This window comes from Exiguobacterium sp. S3, assembly GCF_018617295.1.
GTDB lineage: Bacteria > Bacillota > Bacilli > Exiguobacteriales > Exiguobacteriaceae > Exiguobacterium > Exiguobacterium profundum.
Window position 1 is genome coordinate 922,873 of sequence record NZ_JACSJW010000001.1, and the last position, 22,668, is coordinate 945,540.

The following is a 22,668-nucleotide window of genomic DNA, read 5'->3' on the forward strand; positions in this document are numbered from 1 at the left end:
CGCTATCATCACCCGGTCCTGCTTCAAAATGAGGAACACTATTCCTCACTTCCTTCCTTTAATAAGATGCGCTGCTCGGTTTGACACGTCACACTACCGATCTCTTGCCTCCCCTTCTTCAGACGCGGACCGTTTGATGCTGTCAAATTACCTTGACGAACAGTCGCACATCCTTTCATTAAAATATTGGTCGTTCACGGACACGAGACATACAAAAAACACCCCGAGGGAGAGACCGTGTCTCCCCTCAGGGTGTCATGTATTCGGATTAAAACCCGGCATATTGAAGTGATTGAATGAACGCACGCTTCTCGGCCGTCGTCAGATCCCACTTGTATTCATACTCGTACCCTTCGATCGTGATGACGACCGGGCGATCGAGACGAACATGTTGTTTCATGAAGGCGATCAATTTCGCATTTGGCTTGAACACGTATGATTCTTCGACCGATCCGTCCTCATACTCGTCATAACCGACCTCCGCTGCCGGAATCGCTTGCGCGTATGTCGCCGAGCCGACTCGAATGTGGAACTTCTCAAACTCTAACGGTACACCATCCTCCGCATAATAACTCATGAGGAAGAACGTCGCCTCTTTCGAAGGATGTCCCAAGAAAAGTGGTGCGAACGTTTCAGCGTATCGTGTCGACGCATCCGAAGCGAACACTTCTTTATGGAGCGTCAATCGCGCCCCATCTGCGTCAATTCGGTAATACTTGTTGTAGAACGCATGGTGCACTTTAATCGTAGAGGCTTGGCTGCGGTTTCCAGAACGGTCACGAATCACGAGCGAGAGGCGTGTGTTTTCGCGTTGTCTTGGAATGACCACTGAAAACTCTCCTTTAGCCGAGACAGGTGCCGAATACGTTTTCGTCCCAATCGTGACGATTGCCGTCGTGTAAGGTTCTGCCGTTCCAATCACGCGAGTCGAGTATGCCGTGACCGAATATTTGAGACGCCCTGGATTCGGGGCCGTCTTGTCTGCGATGACGGTCGTCTTGCTCCAAGCGCTAGCCGTGCCGTCTTTGGCGATGCTACGAGCCGAAATGACCGAACCCGCTTTTTGACTGGCCATCGCCTTGCGGAACGTTCCGTTCGAGTAGAACTTCCCTGTGTACGTCTTTTGTCCGATTTTCAATTCGAACGCGGCGTATGGAGCGCCTTTTAGTTCGACGAACGGAGAGGACGTCGTCACTTGAGAGAGTTTTGGCGATGTCGGCACGTTGACCGTTGTCTTCTGGACGACGACCTGTGTCACGTCACTTACGTTACCGGCCCCATCCACCAATCGAACGTCGATTGTCTTGCCGGCAGTTTGTGGCGCCATCGTAAACGTCGCTTGACCATCGACCGCAATCACACGTTCATATGTTTTATTGTTGATCAGGATGAGCGCTTTCGCTCCTACCTCGCCTCCGATTGTGACGGAAGTCGACGTGTCCAACGGGACCGAGACGACCGGCGCAGCCGGTGCCGTCACATCCTCGGTTACCGGGTCGGTTTCTGCCGCCACGTAGGACGGGGCAATGCCACTAAAAACAAGCGCACCCGTTAAGAACAGTGCGACGAACTTTGGTTGTTTCATATGAGATGATTCCTCCTAAATAATGTATCTACTTTGCTACATTCTTATACTACTGGTTTTTTTAAAAAAAGGGTACATATTTTTCTATTTTTTCCTCTTTATTTTAAAAAATACTTTAACTCCTCTTGAAAAAATAATAACGAAATAGAAAAAGTCTTCTATCGAATGCTTGAACTAGGAAAGACTATACAAAAGAAGTCCAGACACCATCCATCGGTGTCCGGACCTCTTTTGCAACTATAGCGTAATCAATATCTCGCTCTCATCTTATTTGACGATGACCGTCGATACGCTACTTACTTTTTTTGTCACATCCTCCACGTGGACAGACAATCGTTCTCCTTTTTTCAGCACACGTGTCTTGGCCGTGAAGGCTCCGTTCAACGTCACTTTCCCCTTGCCGAGGATTCGTTTTTGTTGATCGCGCACGATGACCGTCATTCCCGCTTGCGCTTTGCCGGTCACTTGCGACGCATTCGCACGTGGTACGTTCACGATCGGCGCTTTCGGACGGTATCCTTTCGCCACGATGATTCGTTCACCTGTGACGTACTTGCCGTTTTCATAGACGACACGAAGGACCGCTCCCGCTTTTTGTGGTTTGATGGCAAAAGTGGCGGCAGACTGTTTCGCCGTTCCTTTTCCAATCAACTTCTGACCTCTGTATACTTTAACAATCGTGCCCGTCTTCGCCTTCACGCGGAAGATGGCTGCATTGTCTTGTACGCCTGCCTGAGACGGGTTGATCCGTTGCATCGACTCGGCACGGAACACGTCCACTTTTCCGTATCCGCTCACAAGATCATAGTACGGAAGGAGTGGCTTGTCCAACTCATCAAGCATGTATTGTAACCCATCGTCCATTCGTGGGTCGCGCGGTGCGTCCCCACCCGAAAACGCGAGTGGTTGTGCCGTGCGACGAAGCAGTTTACGCATTTGTTCAACCGTCAGTGACGGGTGATTCGACTTCAAGAGCGCTGCGACTGCTGCGACGTGTGGAGTCGCCATGCTTGTCCCATCCATATAGACGACGTTTCCGTCCGGGACGAGACTCGCTACTTTAGAACCTGGTGCGACAACGTCCACATTGATTCCGAAGTTCGAATAGTCTGAGACGACTCCGAACGTATTCGTAGCTCCGACCGAAATGGCGTATTTCGATGATGCCGGGTACGAGACGCGTGATTGTCCGTCGTTCCCTGTTGCCGCGACGACGATGACGCCACGGTCATGCGCATACTTCATCATGTAGCCGAGCGTTCGGCTCTCGTTGCCACCGAGGCTCATGTTGATGACTTTTGCTCCGGCATCGACCGCATACTTGATTCCGAGAGCGATTTGGTCCGTATCTCCCGAACCACCGGCATCGAGCACTTTGACCGGTAAGATCGTCACATTCGGTACGATCCCTCGCATCGAGACACCGTTGTCACGAATCGCTCCGATGACACCGGCGACGTGTGTCCCGTGACCGTGGTCATCGATGGCATCGCCTTCCCCGTTCGGGTCAACAAAGTTCTTCGCGTTGGCGACATCGACTTTTCCTTTAAAGTCAAGGAGACGGTGGTCGACCCCTGTGTCAAGAACGGCTACTTTTATCGCACGTCCCGGAAGTTTTAACGCTTCATAACGATCAAGTCCGATTCCAGCATCCTGGAACGGCTTGAGAATAGATTTTGAATTGATTGCCCATTGATAATCCAGGCTCACGTCCGTCGCGAACGACTTATACGTTTGCACCGGTTCGATGTATTCAACGTTTCGGTCTGATTCGAGCGTCGACTTCGCCTGTGCCCGCATCTTCGTCGATGCTTCCTCGACATCGACGAGCGCGAAGTAGTCTGATGGCGACCCAATCGCAAGACGCTCAGCCGAGACATTGCTCATCGCATTCATTTTTCCAAGTGAGCGACTCGGAGCTGATTTGTATTTGACGATGTAACGAGGAGCATCACTGCCGTCCGTCTGAATCGTCATCCCGATTTTGCCGAAAAGGTCGGACACAGGCGCTCCTGCGAGCGAATCCATTTCGAGCGCTGTCGCGATTTCGCTGACCTCACTTTGAAGAGCCGTCGGGACGCTCGACTCGACCAAGGCGTGGAGACGTTTGATCGCCGTCGCGTCTTGCGTCTTCAGTGTGTAGTCTTCTTTGTCGACAAGCGCCGTCAATAGTGGACGGAGCGTCTTCAAATCGGTGAGTGCGTTCTTTCGCTTCTCTCCGTCAAACGTGACCGCCTTGACGATAAAAGGTGACGCACGGTAATAAAGCGCGGACAAATCACGACCTTCTTGCGATTTGCCAAGTACCTCGTTTTGTACACGACGAATCAGCTTGAGCATCGAATCGCGCTCCGGGGCCGGTTGGACGATTGATTCGACGGCACACATGTCGCCGCCGACCTGCTCGTATTTGACCGGGAGTTTGACCGGGTTGACGACGAGCTTAATGTCTGACGCGAACATCGAAAGATCTGGTGCCGGTGGTTCTTCGCCTTCCGGTACCTCTTCTGTCGGCATGTCCATCATCTCTTCACCGAGTTCCATCGGCATATACTCGACCTTGATGTAGTATGGACCTTCCCACGCGAACGGGAAAGCGATCTTGGCCGTCTGTTCTTCCTCTTCCTTTGTCGCGCTCGCGCGATAGCGATCGAACGTCTCATCTTTCGCCGCCATGTCGGCGCTCGGATAGACGCTGATGTTCGCAAGCTTAGACGACTCGAACGTGACTTCCATATGTGTCATGGCTGACGCTTGACGTTCCATCTTGAACCAATACGTGTTGACCGGTTCCGTACCAGTCTTGAATTCGACCGCTTCTCCCGGTTTAAGTAATGTGGCCGTCTTCATTCCATCTCCACTGTCGGCGAGTGCCGGTGGAAGGAACGATAGGACGAGGACGAGAATCGTCACGATCGCCACGAACTGCTTGAATGTTGCTTTCATCATTTCCCTTCTTTCTTATTTTAATCGGAGCGTTTTGCTCCATACCGTTCTACGTAATTTATCGGATTATGTTTCATTAATGTAACAAAAATATTTCGACAATATTTCTACACTGTCGAATCTTATCTTTTTATCCATAATAAAAACCGGTGTTTCCACCGGTATCATCTATTATCCTTCGTTGATCATCGTTGCCTGTCCGCCTTGCCATAACCAGACGTCATCTTCTTTCACATAAAGATGAAGCATCCAGAAGCGACCTTCGTACGCGTTCGTGCCGAGAATGAACTTCTCCTCGAGCAAGAGTTGGACGACGGCGAGGTCACCGCATACCGTCTCATCGAACGTGACCGTGTCCTGTGCGATCCATTGAATCGCCGTCGGGTCGACGAACTGGTCTAAGAACGTCTCTTTATCGAACTGACGCCCGCTCGAATCGACATATCGGAACGAGTCGTGCATGAGCGCCCGCATCGCATCGAGATCGCCGGCCACCTGATGGGCCGACCGTTCGTCAGAAAGTTTTTTCATGTTGAGTGTCTCCATAGCTGTCCCTTCCTTTCCCCGTTCATCATAGCACAGATTCAAGGAAACGACCGTCCTCAATCTCGAACATTGAGTCCTTCAATCATTTCCCTTTTATCCAAATCTACAGCCTTCCTTGCTCCTTCAATTGTATATACTAAAAATTGTAAATCATATGAATCGAGGGAATGTTATTTGAAACGAATATGTAGTTTGCTCTTACTCTTTACTTTTTACTGGACACTTTCTGCGCATGCGGTCGGATCGGAGGCCGTATTGCGTGTCGGCACCACCCTTTACGCAGACCCTGAGGAATCCATCATTCTCCTCGTCACGACCGAGCCTGAATTGGTAGAAATTCACCAACTGACAGACACTCATGCTTCTGTCACGGTCGATTCACAGACAGGATTCGTTCGAAACGAAGCGTTAGTGTACGCCGCCACACGTTACGTCCAAGAGGACACGAATTCTTTTGACGCTGCCGGTAATCCCGTCGCGCCAATCACTCTCGGGACAACGGTTCACGTGTACGACCTCGATGAAGACCGTCTTTTCATGAAAGACGGTACCTATATCGCAAGGAACGTTCTAGGTGAACAGGCGCCCGAATCGGTCATACGTTATGCGAAGCAGGGCGCAGTCCTCTTGTCTTCAAAAGATGGCGACATCATCGCCAAAGTAGAACTTGGACAAACGCTCAAAGGTTTCATCACAGGGGACTTTCTTCGCGTTGAAACGACGGATGGATATCGATATGTACGAATCGCCTCCACGAGCGTAACTCCGATTAAGACCGGTAGTCGCTATGCACAAACCGAGATTTCCGTTTATCAAGATACGGACAAAAAGCGAGTCATCGGTTCGCTCAAGCGAGGTCAACTCGTCAGCACCTATGGAAAAATCGGAAACGTCACACGCGTCGACATGGGAGGACGGTTCGCCTATGTGGACACGGCTCTTCTTGGCACGAAGGAGCCCGCACCGCTGAAGACCGGTCAACGATACATCACGAAAGATACTCCAATTTATGCGAGAACGTTGTTGTCCTCCAAGACAACTCTCACTTTAAAACGTGGGCAGCTGATCAATGTGTATGGAACGAAAGGTGGGTATACCCGCATCTTCACGAAAGGGAAATACTACTTCGTGCCGACGAGCGTGACGAGCACGAAAAAACCACCTCAATTCGAATCAACAGGAATGCGGTATAGCCGCTATAACGGTGTTGAAGTCTACGCTTCGACCTCCGTTGCGAAACAAGTCGCTTCCTTGAAACGTGGGCAAGTCGTCGAAACGTTCGGGACGAGTGGATACTACACGCGCATCCGTCTGAACGGGACGTATCGCTATGTCGCGACAGGCTACCTCGCCGTCTCGAAACCGATCGCGAAGCCGAAGGCAGGCACGGTCTTCTATACACAGTTCAACGGGGCACCGTACTTCTCGGCTGACGTCGCGTACGGTCGTCCGGCCGGCACATTGCCACGTGGAACGAAACTCGTCGGGCTCCGCTCGATCGATGCCGACTTCTGGCACGTCCGTCTTCCGTCCGGGAAACGCGTCTACGTGTTGAACCCATATATCGCCGAGACGAAACCGAAGGTGATTCAGCCGGCGAGCGTCTATACGGCCGCCCATTACGGGACGACGAAGAAGACACCGTTCTACGCCAACCCGAACGATACCCGTCCGATCGGCTATCTCGATGCCGGTCGTCGCATCTACCCTCGTGGGAAGAGTGGCGACTCGTATCTCATCCAGTACGACTGGCGCCCCGTCTACGTCAAGACGAAAGACATTCGCATCAAGCAAGATGCCTTGTTGAAGAAACGGGACAACTCCCAAAAAGAGCGTCTGATCAACGCCGCCGTGAAACATCTCGGGACACCGTACACATGGGGCTCGCAGTCACCGCTGAACGGTGGGTTCGACTGTTCCGGTCTCATCCATTACGCAGCGAATCAGGCTGGTAAAGTCGGCGGTCGCACGAACGTGTCGGGTTACTGGCATAGCGGACACTTCAAGCACAAACGGACAAACATCACGAGTGGTCGTCGCGGGGACATCGTCTTCTTCGCCGGCACATACAGGTCAGGTCCGTCCCACATCGGCATCATGCTCGATGACGAATTCTTCATCCATGCCGGGGGCGAGATGCTTCAAATCAACTCGATCCATGACCCGATGTGGCGCCCGTACTTCTTAGGGTACAAATCGTTATAAGGAGGATTCTCCATGTTTCACTATATCGACCCGTATCTTTGGCAACTCGTCATCGTCCCGTTTCTCACCATCGGCGGTGGTGTCGTGGCCGCCATGATCATGAAACGGGTCTGGGTCGGCCCTGTGGTGACGTTCTTGTTGAACGCCATCATCGAATTGACGTACTTTGCCGTCTATTATGACCACAGTCCGTTCGATGTCAGCCATCTCAGTTCGTGGAATGTCATCTTCCCGCTGATTTCGCTCTTGTTCTCGTTCATCTTCGTCGGATTGTTGAACACAAAGAGATCTGTCTGATGTGTCGTGATTCATCATGAAAGGAGGACACTCCATGTTTCACTATATCGACCCGTATCTTTGGCAACTCGTAATCGTCCCAACGTTGACGATCGGACTCGGGGTCGCCATCGCACTGCGTCTGAAGCGCTTGTCTTTCGCTCCCTTGATCACGCTCTTCGCCTACTGGGTCATGGAGTGGTTCATGTATCGGGGCACCCTCTTCTTCTTTACGAAGTGGTGGCTCCTTCCCCTCCTGGCATTGGGGATCACGTTCACGTTCATCGGAAAACGTCAGGTGGAGCATGCTTCAATCAAATGATGCTTGACAACGCATCTTTATCCCGTTAAAGTAACCATAACATTCATACGAACTCGCGATGAGAAAGAAGAGTAGCGCGAAGGGACGTCTTCAGAAAGCCGGTGGTCGATGCGAACCGGTGTCGTGCCTTGCGTGAATGGGCTTTTGAGCGTTCAGACCGACATGTAGGCTCTGACGGGTCCTCCCGTTATCGGGGACAGCGAATGATGGTTCGCGATGAGTGGGAAGACAAGGCGTCTTTCAACGAAGGTGGCAACACGGGGAATCTCCTCGTCCTTCATGTCCGATTGGGCATGCGGGACGGGGAGATTTTTTTAGTTTAAGGAGGAGATGTTGATGCAACAACGGACGATCAATGGTGACGAACTCACACCGGTGGCAATCTTCCACCGACTACAAGGTGAACGAAAGGTATTACTCGAGAGTCGCGCGGAAGGCAAACACGGCCGCTACTCCATCATCGCGGCGAACCCGGTCGAGACGATCCGGGTCGATGGGAACGACGTGACGGATGCGACGGGAACGATCTATGCGGACGACCCGCTCCATGCCCTGTCAGAATGCATCACCCGTGACGACCTCACTGCCCCGTACCCGTTCATCGGCGGTGCCGTCGGCTATATCGGCTATGACTTGCTTAGGGTATATGAACCGATCCCGAACACGCCGACCGTGACGCGTGATTTGCCGGACGCCCTCTTTCAGCGCTATGAGACGGTCGTCTTATATGACCACCTTGAGGAACAGGTCATCTTGATCGATACGAGTGAGACGGATGCGACGGCGCGACTCGAGTCCATCCGTGAACAGATCGAGACACCGATGACGCACGCCCTCGAACCGGTCGTCCGGACGAGCGAGCAGATTTTGACGCCGAAAGATGAATTCATCGACCGTGTGCTCCAGGCGAAAGAGGCGATTCTTGCGGGTGAGGTGTTCCAACTCGTCTTGTCACAACGAATCGACGCGACGTTCACCGGGGACCCGTTCCACTTTTACCGGACGCTGCGGAAACAAAATCCGAGCCCGTACTTGTTCTACATCGACCTCGGGGAAGCGATCGTCCTTGGCGCTTCTCCTGAGAGTCTCGTCCGGGTCGAGAACGGCAAAGTGACGACGAACCCGATCGCCGGGACGCGCCCTCGTGGAAAGACCGTCGAGGAAGACATGCGTCACGCGGAGTCACTCCTTCAAGATGAGAAGGAACTCGCCGAGCATCGGATGCTCCTCGATCTCGGACGGAACGACATCGGGCGGGTCGCGAAAGTCGGTACGGTCACCATCCCGAAACACATCGAGCTCGAACGGTTCAAAAACGTGATGCATCTCGTCTCCGAAGTCGAAGGGGATTTACGTGACGATGTGACCCCGATCGATGCGCTCCGTGCCTGTCTTCCGGCCGGTACCGTCTCCGGAGCTCCAAAAATTCGGGCGATGCAGTTGATTGACGAGCTTGAGACGGTGAAACGGGAAGTCTACGCCGGGGCGGTCGGCTATCTCGACGTCCGCGGCGGATTCGACTTCGCCCTCGCCATCCGGACGATGGTCGTCCAAGGTGACACGGCCCACGTCCAAGCCGGTGCTGGCATCGTCTATGACTCAGACCCGGTATCAGAATATGAAGAAACGCTGCATAAAGCTAAATCCCTTTTGGAGGTGTTCGCATGATTCTCCTCATCGACAACTACGATTCGTTCACGTATAACGTCTATCAGGACGTCGCCCGCTTCAGTGACGTCTGCGTCATCCGGAACGACGAACATACTATAGAAGAAATCCGTCGCATGAACCCGAGTGGCATCATCCTTTCTCCCGGTCCCGGTGGTCCACAAGACGCCGGTGTCTCGCTCGCGGTCGTGCGACAATTGTCCGGTTACATCCCGATTCTCGGGGTCTGTCTCGGCCATCAGGTTATCGCCGAGGCGTTCGGCGGGGTCGTCGGTCGGGCGAACGAGGTGATGCATGGGAAAGTCTCACGGATTAATACATCACCGAGTGTCTTATTCGAAGGCTTGTCGATGGACGTCATGCGCTATCACTCGCTCGTCGTACAAGAGACCGAACTGACGGTCACGGCCGAGACGACAGACGGTGTCATCATGGCACTCGAACACCCGACGCATCCGACGTACGGTGTCCAGTTCCACCCCGAGTCGATCGGGACGCCGGAAGGACGTGGAATCTTCGAACGATTCGTTCAGTTGTGCACTCCCTCTTCCACGACACAACTGATCTAATCCTACCAAGATGAAGCATGTTCATTTCATTCAGATGGACTTGATTTAGCTGACAATGACAAAGGAGAGGGTGACTTTTAACTTTTGTCAGTCTGTAAACTCAAAAGACTGCACCTCCCAATGCGAGGTGCAGTTCAATATGAATAAGCTCCTACAGTAGCCTAGTTTTCTTTAATTGCTGAATCAAATGAGCTATTATCACTCGCCCGTTCACTTGAAACTCTTGAGGATACTCATCTGGTTGAAAGATTTCTGCTCCATTCCGAATCCATTTTTCTCTGTAAACAGTCATAGCTTCTTCTCTCGATAAGAAGACTCCCTCAGTCATTTCCACGTCGTCGTCATCACCAAATTGAAAACGGCAACAAGAACAAATTTCAAATGAAGGAAGGTTGTACTCGTTGTAAGCCGGTTCTTCTAAACCATCATGACCACACACAGGACAGATATAATTCATTTGTTTCACCTCAAGATTCATCACTTATCCCTGATTGAGACGCATGCTTTTATTCTATCAGCCTAAAAAGTCTTCTCGCTGAAAATCATGTTTGTCGATCTTGATGTTGTCACATGCCACCCCGTTCGTCCGGAGCACGTGGATCGTCTCACGCAACAGCTCGTCACTGCCGACGATGTAGAACAAGGCGTCCTTGTCGGATGCCATCCTCTCCACGCGCTCGTAGTAGTCTTTCCGACTCGGCACGAACTCTGACGTGAAGTGCTCGTTCGATTCAAAGACATCACCGAACAGATACGCCTTCGACGAATCGACGTTCAACGAATGGAGGTGCGGGACACCTTCCCCGTTCGCCAAGTACTCGAGGACGATCGGACGGAATGTCGCGAGTCCGACACCTGCCGATAGGAGATAGACGTTCTTACCGCTCCGTTCGAGTGGGACGTTCGAATGTGTCTTGAACAAGGCGACCTTGTCCCCCGGTACCATGTCGCGCAGGATCGATTTGAACGTCGAGCATTCGGATTTGATGCGGGTCGTGATGCCGATCGCCCCTTCGTGTGGCAATGTCGAGATCGACATATGGCGGACGAGGCTCCGGTCCGGCTTGTCCCCGGCGTTGAACCCTTCGAGCGCGAGGTGCGTGTGCGCCCCTTCTTGCCACGTGAACTCAGGTGGCAAGGCCAGATGGAACGTGTATGTATCCGGTGCCTCGGCCACGACTTTGGTGATCGGTGTCCAGTCAATTTTCATGTGAATCCTCCTTAGTTTGATGTAACTGAAGTATTGATAATACTGCGCTTTAAAGTTACCGTTGTACAACGATTCAATTTCTAATGACTCAGTACACCGCAATCGGCCCATACGGCCCTTCGATGATTTCTAGTTTCGTCTCAAAAATATCGGATAGAATCTTCGCGTCCATGATCTCATCGACCGTTCCGAACGCAGCGATTTGCCCGTCTTTCATTGCACAGATGCGGTCCGAATATTTCGCCGCGAAGTTGATGTCGTGGAGCACCGTGACGATCGTCCGTCCGAACTCGTCGGCGACGTGTCGCAAATACTCCATCATCTGTACCGAACGGGCGATGTCCAAGTTGTTGAGCGGTTCATCGAGGAGGACGTATTCCGTCTCCTGACAGAGCACCATCGCCACATACGCACGCTGCCGTTGTCCCCCTGAGAGCTCGTCGAGATAGCGGTTCTCGAGCGCGGTCAAGTCGAGGAAGTCGATATATTTCGAGATGATGGCCTCGTCCTCTTTCGTGAGGCGCCCTTTCGAATAAGGGAAACGCCCGAACCCGGCGAGTTGTCGGACCGTGAGCCTTGTCACGAAGTGATTCTCTTGACGCAGGATGGTGATGATTTTCGCCAAGTCTTTCGACTTCGTGCTCGACACGTCCATGCCGGCGACTTGAATCTGTCCCTCGTCTAGGTTGAGCAACCGTCCGATCATCATGAGCGTCGTCGATTTGCCTGCTCCGTTCGGCCCAATAAGTGAAGTGAACCCGGCTTTCGGAATGTCGAGCGTGAGCGGTCCGATGTGGACGTCGTCTGTATACGATTTTTTGACTTGTTCGATTTGAATCATAGCGACCTCTTCCTTAGAATGACGGCCAAGAAGATGAGTCCGCCGAACAGTTCGATGATGACGGAGACGACACTTGGCGTCTGGAATATGTGATACATAAAGAAATATGCGCTCGTCAGGACGAAGAACCCTAGGGCGAACGCCATCGGAAAGACGTACTTATGGTCATACGTCGAGGCGACCTGATAGCTGAGCGTCGCGACTAAGAATCCAAAGAACGTGAGCGGTCCGATGAGCGCCGTCGAGACGGACATGAGGAGTGAGATCAGGACGAGCGTGTAGATGACGCTCCTCCGATGATTCACCCCGAACGTCGTCGCGACGTCCTTGCCGAGTGCGACGATATTCAAGCGATTCGAGAACAGGAACAAGAGTGTCCCGGCGATGACGACGATCGGGATGACGATGGGGAAGTACGCCACATCGGCATTCGTCACCGAACCGAACAGTCGTGCCTGCAGGATATCGAACTCGGACGGGGCGAGCATACGGCGCATGAACGACGACACCGAGTTGAGACCCGTCCCGATGATGATCCCGATGAGCAGCATGAGCTGCAGGTTGGCGTATTTCCCTGACAAGAGCCATCCGTAAAGGAGGAGACTCATCGTCACCATGAGGCCGACCTGTGTCAAGAAGGCGCTTGTCCCCGAGAAACCGATCAACGCCCCGGCCCCGAAGAAGAACACCATGCTCGTCTGAATCGTCGAGTAGAGCGCATCCAATCCAAGCAGCGATGGCGTGATGATGCGGTTGTTCGTCACGGAGTGGAATGCGACCGTCGCGAGGCTTTGACAGAGTGCCGCAATCAGCATCGTGACGATGGCGACGATTCGCCGTTCCACGACCGGCACGAATGACGGAGAGTCGATCGGGACCGGGTTGTTATAAAGTAGAAGCCCGAGCGCACACAACAGTCCGCCGAGAATGAAGGCACTTAAGAAGAGCCAATAGCGCCTGCTCGCCCGTTTCGATTGAAATGCCGAGGCATGACGTTCTTCTCTCAATTCCCCGATCGAGACGTCGACACCGTCTCGTTCTATGACCGTACTCATCGAACCCCTCCCTTCTTCCGTTGTCGCATCAAGATCATGATGAAGACGACTGCCCCGACCGTCCCGAGAATCAGGGAAACCGGGAGCTCGAACGGCATGATAATCGTCCGTGAAATCAAGTCACTGACGAGAATCGCACCCATCCCGACAAGACAGACCCATGGCAGGTTACTGCGCAAATCATCCCCGCGGAACATCGAGACGAGGTTCGGGACGATGAGTCCAAGGAACGGCAAATTCCCGATGACCGTCGCCACGACACCGACCGATAAGGCGATGAGCCCCGTCGCCATCATCATGAGCTGGTTATAGTTCACACCGAGACTCGTCGCGATGTCTTCCCCGAGCCCCGCGAGCGTCAAGCGATTCGCCAGTAAGAAGATGAGCACCGTCACGACGATGATGACCCATAGATACTCGTAGCGCCCGATTTGCACCGAGGCGAACGAACCGACGAACCAGCCCTCGATCGCCTGGCTTGCCCGGAAGAACAGACCGAGGAACGTCGAGATGGCGGAGATGACCGCCCCTAACATGAGCCCGATGATTGGCACGATGAGCGATGAACGAAGTTTGACCGAACGTAAGAACCAGAAGAAGACCATCGTCCCGATAAACGAGAAGACGATCGCCCCGGTCATCCGCATCATGAGGCTCGGTGCCGGTACAAGCAAGTAAACGGTGAGCAGTCCGAGTCCCGCCCATTCGAGCGTCCCCGTCGTCGTCGGTTCGACGAGCCGGTTTTGCGTGATGAGCTGCATGACGAGCCCCGCCATCGCCATCGCCGCACCCGTCAGCATGAGGGCGACCGTCCGTGGGACACGGGTGATCCAAAACATATCGAAGCCGTCTGTCCGCGACAGATCGTACACCCCGGTAAAGAGCGACAGCACCGCCAAACCGAGGACGATGATCACGGTGAATACGAACGACTTCGTCCACAATCTAGAAAAGGAGGGCTGAGACATCGTCTCAACCCTGGCTGTCAATGGTTTTTGCATGACGGAACCTTACTTCGCGAGCGCTTCCGTGACACTGTTGAAAAATTCCGTGTACGTTTGAATCGATTCGTTCAAGTACGTGTCTTTCGGGGCATAGACGATTTGCTCTTTCGTCACAGCCGTCGTCTTTTGAAGCGCCGGTGCGTTGTCGATCACGTCTTCTGCTGGTACTGCGCCTTCTGCGTCACCGAGTGGTGCGTCACGGTCGAGAACGAACAACCAGTCCGGGTTGCTTTCCGCGATGGCTTCGACGGATACTTCGTCACCTTCATGGTCACCTGTCGTCTTCTCGACTTCAAGGGCTGGGACCCATCCGAAGATGTCGTACATCGGTCCGAACACGCGTCCCGTTATCGGTGCTGAGAACCCGATGTCTCCGCCCGATACGATGACCGACATGATTGTGTCTTTTCCGTTGTATGCCGCTTTCGCGTCTTCGATCGACTTGTCGAGGTCCGCGACGATGGCTTCGGCTTCTGTGTTTTTGTCAAAGATTTTTCCGAGTGTGAGCGTTGTGTCTGCCAATCCTTTGACTAAAATCTCACCCGGTGTGCCTGAATCTTCTGGGATCTCGATGTTCAAGTCGATGACCGCTGCTTCCGGTACCAACTTTTTGATGTCCTCGTAGTAATCCGCGAAACGTTGACCGACGATGACGACGTCCGGGTCAACTCCTGCAATCGCCTCTAAGTTCGGCTCGAAGTGCATGCCGACGTCCGCGATGTCTTTGTCTGATGCGTATGGCGACTCTGCTGGAAGGAGTCCGATCGGTGCCGCCACCAAGTCGATGTCCCATGCTGCCAATGTTTCGAACGTCCGGTTATCAAGGGCGACGACCTTCTCCGGGTTGACCGGTACCTCGATTGTGCCATGTGCGTCTGTAATTTCGACCGTCTCTGTCTTTGTTGCGCCGTCGACGTTTTCTTCTTTCTTCGTCTCACTCGTTCCGCCACATGCGGCGAGTACGAAGACGAGCAACGTCAACATGAGTGAAATCTTGAATTTCCCCACTTCATTCATCTCCTCTGTATGTAAGTTTCAATGATCCTCGCACTAAAAACGAGCCACGTTGGTTATGTATGTCTATTCTCGCGTTCTCGTTATCAGTGATAATGATTATCATTGTCGTTTTCATAAAGTAGCATAACAAACAAAAAAAGGATACGCAATGCCAATTTGACAAGATTCGGATAGGAAAATTTTTCTTTCTATAGATGCACGCACAAAAAAAGAAAGTGGAGGTCCACTTTCTTGGTTGAGTTCATGTCATTTAGTTTAGGGCTCAATCTTTATCGTGTCGTACCCTCTTTTTACCTCGGAACACAATATAGGTGATGAACCATACACATGTGATTGTGAACGCCAATAATACGGTTTGTGTCATCCCTCTCGGCAGAAGGTCCACCACGAAAAATAAGGATAAGATGACCGAAAAAATAAGATGTCCAAATCGTAAATCATCATCCAAATCTCGCCAATATATGACTAGAAGGACGAGCGCTACCGGGGCCACGAGGGCTGCTAAAATGAAAAACGGCACACGGCGCATTAGAAACGGAATGTTCTTCGGTTCGTCCATCTGACTCATGCCTCCGAGATCCCGTTCGCAAACAGCAACAGGAAAATCCAAATCGACAATGGGATCATCAACCCGATTGTCGCAAGCAACGTGTAGATTTTAATGATTCGATCCTTCGTGAACAGACCCCAAATCAACGTGGCGAACAAGGCGATGTCAATCGTGAGATATACCCAGATGACCGTCATCAACTCAAGGTTCGGAAACACTCGACCGTTCAAGGTGAAGAAGGTGATCACCGTCACGATAAAGAGTCCGAGCGTTGCGTATAGTGGTGCGTAGCGCCTCTTCATACGAGCATCGCCCGCTTCCGTTTGACCATCTCCAGGCAGCGGCGGACACACGTATCGACATAACCATCGAACTGGTGCGGGAGGAACATTGTATACGTCCCCTCCTCCGTCATCGCCGCGTCCCGTTCGACTTTTTCGACCAGTTCCACAAGCTTCGGATTTCCTTTCAGCCGTTCAAAATTGAAATCCCCTAGTCGTTTCGACAGGCGAGCATTATACGCATCAAAGTCCGCATAATAGGCCGCCTGTTTTGACGGGTCCTTAGTGATGAGCTCTTTCAACCAACCTTTATAGAACCCCTGCAACCAGATCTCATCCGCGACGAGATGCGCGTAATAGCCGAGTCGATACGAGAAGTCTTCCTCCTTGCTGTCAATCCAATATTGGGACAAATCCAAGCGACGAGATAAATTATCATGGCGTCCCGTATAGTAATGGGATGCCTCTTTTTCTGTCGTTGCATCCGGTGCGAGACTTCCGAGCAAAAATGCGACCTCATCCACCTCCGACAACGCTGGTAACATCTCGTTCGCGATGACGAGATGCATCAAATGTGAACCCATGTCACGCCCCCCTTTTCCCTGATTATTCCATCAACGTTCTATCTCGACAACCCCTCGTAAATTTTGATAGACTTACTTTACTGAACGGTCAGTAAAGTTATGAGAGGTGTGATTGGATGAGTAAAAAACAATTGTTGTTGCAGACTGCCGCCCAGATGATTCGAGAAGACGGAATCAGTCAGTTGTCGCTCGAACGGTTGGCGACGAAAGCAGGAATCACGAAAGCCGGGGTCCTCTATCATTTCGACAATAAGGCCAACTTATTGCGACAGATGAACGAATTCGCCATCGAGACGTTCGAGAAACGAATCGCTGATCATCTCTCCGACGGTCCATATTCGTTTACCCGTGCCTATGCTCTCGCGACATTGGAGGATGTCGATCATGGAGATATGGACCTCGTCGCCGTCTTCATCTCCTCGCAAGAGGATGCGACGAGCGAATCGATTTGGAGTGACGTGTCGACCGGTTGGAACGAGCGATTCGCTGCCGACGGACCGGACCAGGATGCGATTTTGAAACTTCGTCTCCTCTGCGACGGCTTTTGGTTCGCTGTCTTGTATGGATATAGCGAATCGTTCAAGGACCGTGCGGCGACACTCATTCGGGAGGCATGTGACGAGTTGGTTCAAGGAGGATTGTAATATGGGATTCATCTATTTGATCGGGGCCATCGCCTCGGAACTGTTCGGGTCGAGCATGTTGAAAGTGAACGCCACCTCGACGAGCCGACTCCCGATTCTCGGCGTCGCCTTCGGATATGGGACGGCGTTTTATCTCTTATCGCTCGCCCTCTTTACCATTCCACTCAGCTTCGCGTATGCGTTTTGGAGCGGGGTCGGGACGGCACTCACGGCGGTGATCGGATTCGTCGTCTTCCGGGAACAAATCAGCCGTCAAAAAATTGCAGGGATCGGGCTCGTCATCATCGGGCTCATCTTGATGAAAGTGTGAGGTGAATCGGAATGAAAGCCTATCTTTTACTCTTCTTTTCCATCGGATTTGAGGTGCTCGGGACGTCGATGTTGAAGCTGTCGGACGGATTCACGAATCTCGTGCCGAGTGCCATCCTCTTGGTCAGTTTCGCCGCCTCGTTCACCCTCATGGGCATCGTGTTGAAGACAATTCCCCTCAGTATCGCCTATAGCATCTGGGCTGGACTCGGGACCGTGGCGACGGGACTCATCGGGGTGTTCGTGTACGGGGAAGTTCTCTCGGCATTGAACGGCATCGGTCTGTTGTTGATCGTCCTCGGCGTCATCGTGATGAATCAACGAAGAGAGGAAGTCGTGACATGAACGAGTTGGCAGATCATCTTCAAACACTGGAAGAAGCGTTATTGACGACGGAAGTCAGGCAGTCGACGGAGCGATTGCGTGAACTGTTGACCGACGACTTCTTTGAAATCGGTAGCTCGGGACGGTTGCTGTATCAAGATTGGGATCAGACGACACTCCAGCTCGACCCGATCGAGGCGGTGTTATCCGAATTCACGCTGCATCCGTTGACGGAAGGTCACGTCTTGGTGACGTACCATCTCGTTCAACCGGTATTGAATCGCAAAACACGCCGTAGCTCGATATGGGTATTCATGGACGGACGGTGGAAAATGCGATTCCACCAAGGCACGGTCGTCCCACCAGAGGCAACTTGATTGCAGAACGTCCTCGTCATCCGCTACTCTGAAGTGGAATCTAAGCGTGACGAAAGGGGCAGTTTTCACATGAACATTTTACTCGTTGGGGCAAGCGGCACGGTCGGACAGGCCGTCGCAAAAGAATTGGAGAAAACACATACGATCATCCGGGCTGGGCGTAACGGGGCGGACGTGCAAGTCGATCTCACTTCCGAAGACAGTATCCGCCAGATGTATGAGACGGTCGGGCGCGTCGACGCGGTCATCAGCACGGCGGGCAGCACGCATTTTGGTCCGCTTTCCGAGATGACGCCGGCAGATAATCAGAAGAGTATCGACAGCAAAGTCAAAGGACAGGTCAACCTCGTCCTTCTCGGGCTCGATTATGTGAACGATGGTGGTAGCTTTACACTGACGAGCGGAATCTTGATGGACGACCCCATCAAAGAAGGCGCATCGGCGGCACTAGCGAACGGGGCCATCAAAGGATTCGTGACCGGTGCGGCGATTGAGATGCCACGGGGCATCCGCATCAACAACGTCAGCCCGAACGTCCTCGTCGAAGCACTCGATGCGTATGGTCCTTATTTCCGTGGTTACGAGGCGGTACCGGGTGAACGGGTCGCCCTCGCTTATGTGAAGAGCGTCGAAGGCGCGCAGACTGGACAGACGTACGAAGTGTATTAACAACGAAGCATCTCTTCAGGAGGTGCTTTTTTCGTACCTTGCACTTTATTTTGTCTCCCTCGTCCGGAAGATTCCGCTATACTCGGGGCATCTTATGCCCGAGAAAGGTTGAAGTTTCATGAAAGACAAAACGTTTCGCGCCCTTTATCATATCCCTCCTTCTTTCGTCGAACACCCACTCCAAAAGCGCGTCCTTCAGGCGATTGGTCGTCCTCAGGAATCGATGGTCGAGGTCATCTTCCGCGTCGGTGGGTTCGGCACGTATGATGTGAGTACGATCACCTTTTTTGAGAGGGGCACCGTCCTTCGTCACATCGAGCGGTCCGACTCATCGATCACCGAGCCCTTTGAATTCGAATACTATGAGGGCGAGGAAGCGAAACAGATGCGTGTCGCGTTTCACCTGCTTGGAACGAATTGGTGGCCAACCGTTTTCGAAGAACTGGAAGGGGTTCGCACGCTAGACGGTACGCAGTGGAATCTCAGCGTATACACGAACGGAACACTCATTCACGAGCATCATGGCAGCAACGCCTACCCGTCCGAATGGGAGCGCGTGACTCGCCTGTTCGGTATTGAGTAATGAGATTCAAAAAGTATTAAGCAATTTTGATCATATCTTGTATATTGCAATCATTTTTCACATGATTCATATACAATGTGGTAAAAAGGAATTGAGGATAAGGTCATGTGGAAAAACAAAAAAGTCATATACATTACTGTCCCCTTCGCTTTTCTTGTACTTTGGATGACATATTCAATCAATCAGCCTCCAAAATGGTTCGGACAATCAACGGATGGTAAATGGGAAGCGGACTTCAATAGTGAAGTGACTTCTCCAAAAGGGTATTGGAGCGGAAAAATCTATTCTGAACAGGACCACCGAGTTGAGGTCCAAACGATTGCTTTGAGTAAAAATGATAGACTCATTCATAATTTAGATGTCAATGAAACCGTAACAAGGAACCAAGAAATTGAGTATCTGTCTACAACAAAAACATTTTCTGATAAACAGGATGAATATGTCGTTCAAGTAACTTGGAAAGACTCTAGTGGCACTCATCAAGATGTAATCCACTTATCCGCTCAAACAAGATATTTTGTTTTGCCGAAAGTCTTATTCGGTTCTCACTTGTCTTACTAACTTTTAATACACAAAAAATGGCTGGATGAAGTAAAACTTTCATCCAGCCATTTCTATATCTCTCGGATTTCTATTTCCGATAAGTCAGTCCGATATACTGCATCTTCTCGTTGAACAGTCGTGGATACGCCAGATAACCGACGAGCGTCGCCGAGATTGAGGCGGTCGTCAAAATCAAGAAGAGGATCAAGAGTTGATACAAGACCGCTTCCATCGGGTCGGCTCCCCCGATGATGAGACCGCTCATCATCCCCGGTAGTTGGACGAGCCCCATCGTCTTTTGCGCCTCGACAGTCGGAATCATGCTCGTGCGAATCGCATTCTTCAAGCTGCGGTCGATGGCCACTTTTGGTGTGCCGCCGAGCGAAAGAATGAGTTCGATGACGTCGTCACTCCGCTCGACCTCATCTTTGAATTTGTTCAAGAACAGAAGCGACAACACCATGCTGTTCCCGATGACCATCCCGCTGATCGGAATGACCTTTTCCGGCTCGAATGGAATGATACCGAGCCCGAGCATGAGTCCCATCGTCAGCGCTTCGATCGTCACGAGCGTCAAGACGATGATCCACATGATGCCCGGAATCCCGTCCCCTTTCCGTCGGATATTTTGTGTCGCTGCGACAATCATGAGTAAAATCATCAACAGCATGAAGATCGGACTGTCGCTCTCAAAGACGAACGTCAAGATATAGCCGATGATCAATAATTGAATGATGGAGCGGACGGTCGCAATGATAATATCACGCTCGAGTCCAAGTCGTAGGACGAGTGTCAAGGCGAGCGGGATGACGACGAAGATGAGCGCCGTCGCGAGTTCAATGTATGACATCAATCTTCCCCCCTGACGAATCGTTGGATGACGGGATTGTCCGACTCATCGATGAACGATGCGTCCCCAAATGCAAGTAATTCCCCGTCCTTCAAGAACCACATGTCGTCGCTCACCCGCCGAGCCTGGTCGAGGTCATGGGTGATCCAGATCACGGTCACGCCATACGATTGTTGCAGTTTTCGAATGAGTCGCTCGATCTCTTTCACCGTCCGATAATCAAGGCTCGCCGTGATCTCATCAAGTAAAAGCACGTCCGGTTTATTGACGAGCGTCCGGGCGATGGCGACCCGACTCCCCTCCCCACCCGACAGTGATTTGACGGGTTGGTCGAGGAGCGCCTCACTCAAGTCGACGCGATGGAGCAAATCGGCAGCCCGGTCACGGTCAAGTGTCTCGTCGAAGATGGCTTTCGGGAGATTCAAGTTGTCGTACACCGTCCCTTGAATCATCGGCGCACCTTGAAACGCCATCCCGATTTTCTTTCGTAGCTCGAGGATGTCCATCTCCGCAATGTCTTCCCCTTTGAATAGAATCGTGCCTGCGTCTGGTGACAGCAATCCGTTGATATGCTTCAGACACGTCGTCTTGCCGGCGCCGCTCGGTCCGACGAACGTCGTGATCTGTCCTTCCCGAAACGTCCCGGACACATGGTGCAGGATGTCTTGATGACTCACATCTTTGAATTCAATGATTGACATGCTTCTCTCGCCTCCTGGTTCTAGTGTACAAAAAAGAGAGGATAAGGTGGTCCAGAATGCAGTCTGGAATCGGCTGTCCAAGAAAATCAATCATTAGCAGTTTACTGTTTCGGTATGTACATTTCTAAGGCAGAAATGGTGGAGGAAGGATTTGAGTCATTTCTTCTTTCAATTCCTCTTTGAAACTATTTATTTCACAATCATTCATATAAAAGATTAATTCACGTGGTTTACCTGTCTGGAAACGGAGCATGAACCTATAAAGAATTACCTCTTCACGTTCAATTGTCATTCTAAAAATCGGTTCAACAGGATTGAGAATGAATTTGTTCAGTTCTCCATCTAACATGAGCGCAATTTGTGAAATCAGATATTCATACTCCGATTTCATAAGTAAAGCACCATAAAAATGAAAACTCCCTCTCGATTCGACCGATAACGCTAACGTTGAAAAAATAAATGGATCGTCTTCCTTTTCTTCATATTTTCGAGGAAAGAGTTCAAAAAACAATCCAGCACGCTCTACAATCGCCATTCCTTACACCTTCTTTGCAAATAAAATCTATGCTAGACCATCTTTGTTATTGCTGGAGGATCAGCGGATAGAACTTCAATCACATCATTTGATGTAAGAAAGACATAGTGCTCCACTTCACCCATGCCCTCATATCGTTCAAGAGACTCTTGGGCAAACCATTCCAGATAACTAGAATTTTTCATTTTGAATAATGTCCAATTCCCGTACTCAAGATGTGCATAATACCTATCTAAATGCTCTAACATCCTCAATCGTGAACCTTCATCCGAGTTTCGATAAGAAAGTACAAGACCATCAAACAGAAATGAATATTTCTGCCCCTCGGTTTCGCCCCTTAAGATAATTCGCAAAGAATCTCCATCGTCCAATAGTGACTCTTTGTACAGACGTGCCGGCATAGACTCTAACGGAATCCATTTTTCCCATTCATTCATCTAGCTTCCCCCACTCGTCATTCATTCACTTGAAATT

Annotated in this window: 28 protein-coding genes and 1 other annotated feature; of the genes, 12 read left to right on the forward strand and 16 right to left on the reverse strand. The window is 51.5% G+C overall.

Features of this window, described 5'->3' with window-relative positions:
- Positions 1-268 precede the first annotated feature (268 nt).
- From KNO65_RS04735 to KNO65_RS04745, 3 genes are all read right to left on the reverse strand, one after another.
- A complete protein-coding gene (locus KNO65_RS04735; RefSeq protein WP_214781977.1) occupies positions 269-1,585 on the reverse strand; it encodes an Ig-like domain-containing protein in 1,317 nt (438 codons plus the stop codon).
- A gap of 267 nt (positions 1,586-1,852) precedes the next feature.
- Positions 1,853-4,531 (reverse strand): S8 family peptidase, encoded by a 2,679-nt coding sequence (locus tag KNO65_RS04740; protein ID WP_214781979.1) that lies wholly within the window; start codon positions 4,529-4,531, stop codon positions 1,853-1,855.
- Positions 4,532-4,702: 171 nt separating this feature from the next.
- Positions 4,703-5,062 (reverse strand): nuclear transport factor 2 family protein, encoded by a 360-nt coding sequence (locus tag KNO65_RS04745; RefSeq protein ID WP_214781981.1) that lies wholly within the window; start codon positions 5,060-5,062, stop codon positions 4,703-4,705.
- 189 nt (positions 5,063-5,251) lie between these two features.
- On the opposite strand from KNO65_RS04745, the gene KNO65_RS04750 reads away from it, so the two are divergent.
- The 5 genes from KNO65_RS04750 to KNO65_RS04770 all read left to right on the forward strand — a co-directional run bounded on the left by KNO65_RS04750 (position 5,252) and on the right by KNO65_RS04770 (position 10,117).
- Positions 5,252-7,282, forward strand: a complete 2,031-nt coding sequence (locus tag KNO65_RS04750) for a C40 family peptidase (protein ID WP_214781982.1) — start codon at positions 5,252-5,254, stop codon at positions 7,280-7,282.
- A 12-nt stretch (positions 7,283-7,294) separates the two neighbouring features.
- Positions 7,295-7,579, forward strand: coding sequence for a hypothetical protein (locus tag KNO65_RS04755; RefSeq protein WP_214781984.1), 285 nt, complete (start codon positions 7,295-7,297; stop codon positions 7,577-7,579).
- A 34-nt stretch (positions 7,580-7,613) separates the two neighbouring features.
- Positions 7,614-7,880, forward strand: a complete 267-nt coding sequence (locus KNO65_RS04760) for a hypothetical protein (protein WP_214781986.1) — start codon at positions 7,614-7,616, stop codon at positions 7,878-7,880.
- 49 nt (positions 7,881-7,929) lie between these two features.
- Positions 7,930-8,161: a binding site (T-box leader), on the forward strand.
- A gap of 55 nt (positions 8,162-8,216) precedes the next feature.
- Positions 8,217-9,548: an anthranilate synthase component I gene (gene trpE / locus KNO65_RS04765; RefSeq protein WP_214781988.1), complete on the forward strand. Its 1,332-nt coding sequence runs from the start codon at positions 8,217-8,219 to the stop codon at positions 9,546-9,548.
- Positions 9,545-10,117 (forward strand): anthranilate synthase component II, encoded by a 573-nt coding sequence (locus tag KNO65_RS04770; RefSeq protein ID WP_214781990.1) that lies wholly within the window; start codon positions 9,545-9,547, stop codon positions 10,115-10,117. Before trpE ends, KNO65_RS04770 begins: the two co-directional genes overlap by 4 nt.
- A gap of 151 nt (positions 10,118-10,268) precedes the next feature.
- Here KNO65_RS04770 and KNO65_RS04775 read toward each other — a convergent pair whose 3' ends face one another.
- The 9 genes from KNO65_RS04775 to KNO65_RS04815 form a co-directional block, all read right to left on the reverse strand.
- The gene (locus tag KNO65_RS04775; protein WP_214781992.1) at positions 10,269-10,574 is read right to left on the reverse strand and encodes a hypothetical protein; all 306 of its coding nucleotides are present in this window, start codon (positions 10,572-10,574) and stop codon (positions 10,269-10,271) included.
- Between the two features lie 57 nt (positions 10,575-10,631).
- Positions 10,632-11,327, reverse strand: coding sequence for a ferredoxin--NADP reductase (locus tag KNO65_RS04780; RefSeq protein ID WP_214781994.1), 696 nt, complete (start codon positions 11,325-11,327; stop codon positions 10,632-10,634).
- A gap of 88 nt (positions 11,328-11,415) precedes the next feature.
- Positions 11,416-12,168 carry an iron ABC transporter ATP-binding protein gene (locus KNO65_RS04785; protein WP_012727166.1) on the reverse strand — a complete coding sequence of 251 codons (753 nt, stop codon included), beginning with the start codon at positions 12,166-12,168 and terminating at the stop codon, positions 11,416-11,418.
- Positions 12,165-13,223 (reverse strand): iron chelate uptake ABC transporter family permease subunit, encoded by a 1,059-nt coding sequence (locus tag KNO65_RS04790; RefSeq protein ID WP_214781996.1) that lies wholly within the window; start codon positions 13,221-13,223, stop codon positions 12,165-12,167. The genes KNO65_RS04785 and KNO65_RS04790 overlap by 4 nt, the downstream gene beginning before the upstream one ends.
- Complete coding sequence (locus KNO65_RS04795; RefSeq protein WP_074035985.1) at positions 13,220-14,224, reverse strand: ABC transporter permease; 1,005 nt, start codon at positions 14,222-14,224, stop codon at positions 13,220-13,222. Before KNO65_RS04795 ends, KNO65_RS04790 begins: the two co-directional genes overlap by 4 nt.
- Positions 14,225-14,233: 9 nt before the next feature.
- The gene (locus KNO65_RS04800; RefSeq protein WP_214781998.1) at positions 14,234-15,244 is read right to left on the reverse strand and encodes a siderophore ABC transporter substrate-binding protein; all 1,011 of its coding nucleotides are present in this window, start codon (positions 15,242-15,244) and stop codon (positions 14,234-14,236) included.
- A gap of 262 nt (positions 15,245-15,506) precedes the next feature.
- Positions 15,507-15,803: a hypothetical protein gene (locus KNO65_RS04805; RefSeq protein WP_214782000.1), complete on the reverse strand. Its 297-nt coding sequence runs from the start codon at positions 15,801-15,803 to the stop codon at positions 15,507-15,509.
- Positions 15,804-15,808: 5 nt separating this feature from the next.
- Entirely contained in the window at positions 15,809-16,096 is a 288-nt protein-coding gene (locus KNO65_RS04810) for a hypothetical protein (protein WP_214782002.1), read from the reverse strand.
- Positions 16,093-16,659 (reverse strand): zinc dependent phospholipase C family protein, encoded by a 567-nt coding sequence (locus KNO65_RS04815; protein WP_214782004.1) that lies wholly within the window; start codon positions 16,657-16,659, stop codon positions 16,093-16,095. The genes KNO65_RS04810 and KNO65_RS04815 overlap by 4 nt, the downstream gene beginning before the upstream one ends.
- 116 nt (positions 16,660-16,775) lie before the next feature.
- On the opposite strand from KNO65_RS04815, the gene KNO65_RS04820 reads away from it, so the two are divergent.
- From KNO65_RS04820 to KNO65_RS04850, 7 genes are all read left to right on the forward strand, one after another.
- Positions 16,776-17,303 carry a TetR/AcrR family transcriptional regulator gene (locus KNO65_RS04820; RefSeq protein ID WP_214782006.1) on the forward strand — a complete coding sequence of 176 codons (528 nt, stop codon included), beginning with the start codon at positions 16,776-16,778 and terminating at the stop codon, positions 17,301-17,303.
- A gap of 1 nt (position 17,304) precedes the next feature.
- The gene (locus KNO65_RS04825; RefSeq protein ID WP_214683602.1) at positions 17,305-17,613 is read left to right on the forward strand and encodes a DMT family transporter; all 309 of its coding nucleotides are present in this window, start codon (positions 17,305-17,307) and stop codon (positions 17,611-17,613) included.
- An 11-nt stretch (positions 17,614-17,624) separates the two neighbouring features.
- On the forward strand, positions 17,625-17,957 hold the full coding sequence (locus tag KNO65_RS04830) for a DMT family transporter (RefSeq protein ID WP_214782007.1): 333 nt from the start codon (positions 17,625-17,627) through the stop codon (positions 17,955-17,957).
- A complete protein-coding gene (locus KNO65_RS04835) occupies positions 17,954-18,313 on the forward strand; it encodes a nuclear transport factor 2 family protein (RefSeq protein ID WP_214782009.1) in 360 nt (119 codons plus the stop codon). The genes KNO65_RS04830 and KNO65_RS04835 overlap by 4 nt, the downstream gene beginning before the upstream one ends.
- A gap of 69 nt (positions 18,314-18,382) precedes the next feature.
- On the forward strand, positions 18,383-18,982 hold the full coding sequence (locus KNO65_RS04840) for a short chain dehydrogenase (protein ID WP_214782011.1): 600 nt from the start codon (positions 18,383-18,385) through the stop codon (positions 18,980-18,982).
- Between the two features lie 118 nt (positions 18,983-19,100).
- Entirely contained in the window at positions 19,101-19,565 is a 465-nt protein-coding gene (locus KNO65_RS04845; RefSeq protein WP_214782013.1) for a hypothetical protein, read from the forward strand.
- Positions 19,566-19,670: 105 nt separating this feature from the next.
- Positions 19,671-20,126 (forward strand): hypothetical protein, encoded by a 456-nt coding sequence (locus tag KNO65_RS04850; protein ID WP_214782015.1) that lies wholly within the window; start codon positions 19,671-19,673, stop codon positions 20,124-20,126.
- 70 nt (positions 20,127-20,196) lie between these two features.
- Here KNO65_RS04850 and KNO65_RS04855 read toward each other — a convergent pair whose 3' ends face one another.
- The 4 genes from KNO65_RS04855 to KNO65_RS04870 all read right to left on the reverse strand — a co-directional run bounded on the left by KNO65_RS04855 (position 20,197) and on the right by KNO65_RS04870 (position 22,631).
- Positions 20,197-20,958 (reverse strand): ABC transporter permease, encoded by a 762-nt coding sequence (locus KNO65_RS04855; RefSeq protein WP_078147521.1) that lies wholly within the window; start codon positions 20,956-20,958, stop codon positions 20,197-20,199.
- On the reverse strand, positions 20,958-21,659 hold the full coding sequence (locus KNO65_RS04860; RefSeq protein WP_214782018.1) for an ABC transporter ATP-binding protein: 702 nt from the start codon (positions 21,657-21,659) through the stop codon (positions 20,958-20,960). Before KNO65_RS04860 ends, KNO65_RS04855 begins: the two co-directional genes overlap by 1 nt.
- A 124-nt stretch (positions 21,660-21,783) precedes the next feature.
- On the reverse strand, positions 21,784-22,194 hold the full coding sequence (locus KNO65_RS04865; RefSeq protein WP_214782021.1) for a WapI family immunity protein: 411 nt from the start codon (positions 22,192-22,194) through the stop codon (positions 21,784-21,786).
- Between the two features lie 32 nt (positions 22,195-22,226).
- Positions 22,227-22,631: a hypothetical protein gene (locus KNO65_RS04870; RefSeq protein WP_214782024.1), complete on the reverse strand. Its 405-nt coding sequence runs from the start codon at positions 22,629-22,631 to the stop codon at positions 22,227-22,229.
- Between the last annotated feature and the right edge of the window lie 37 nt (positions 22,632-22,668).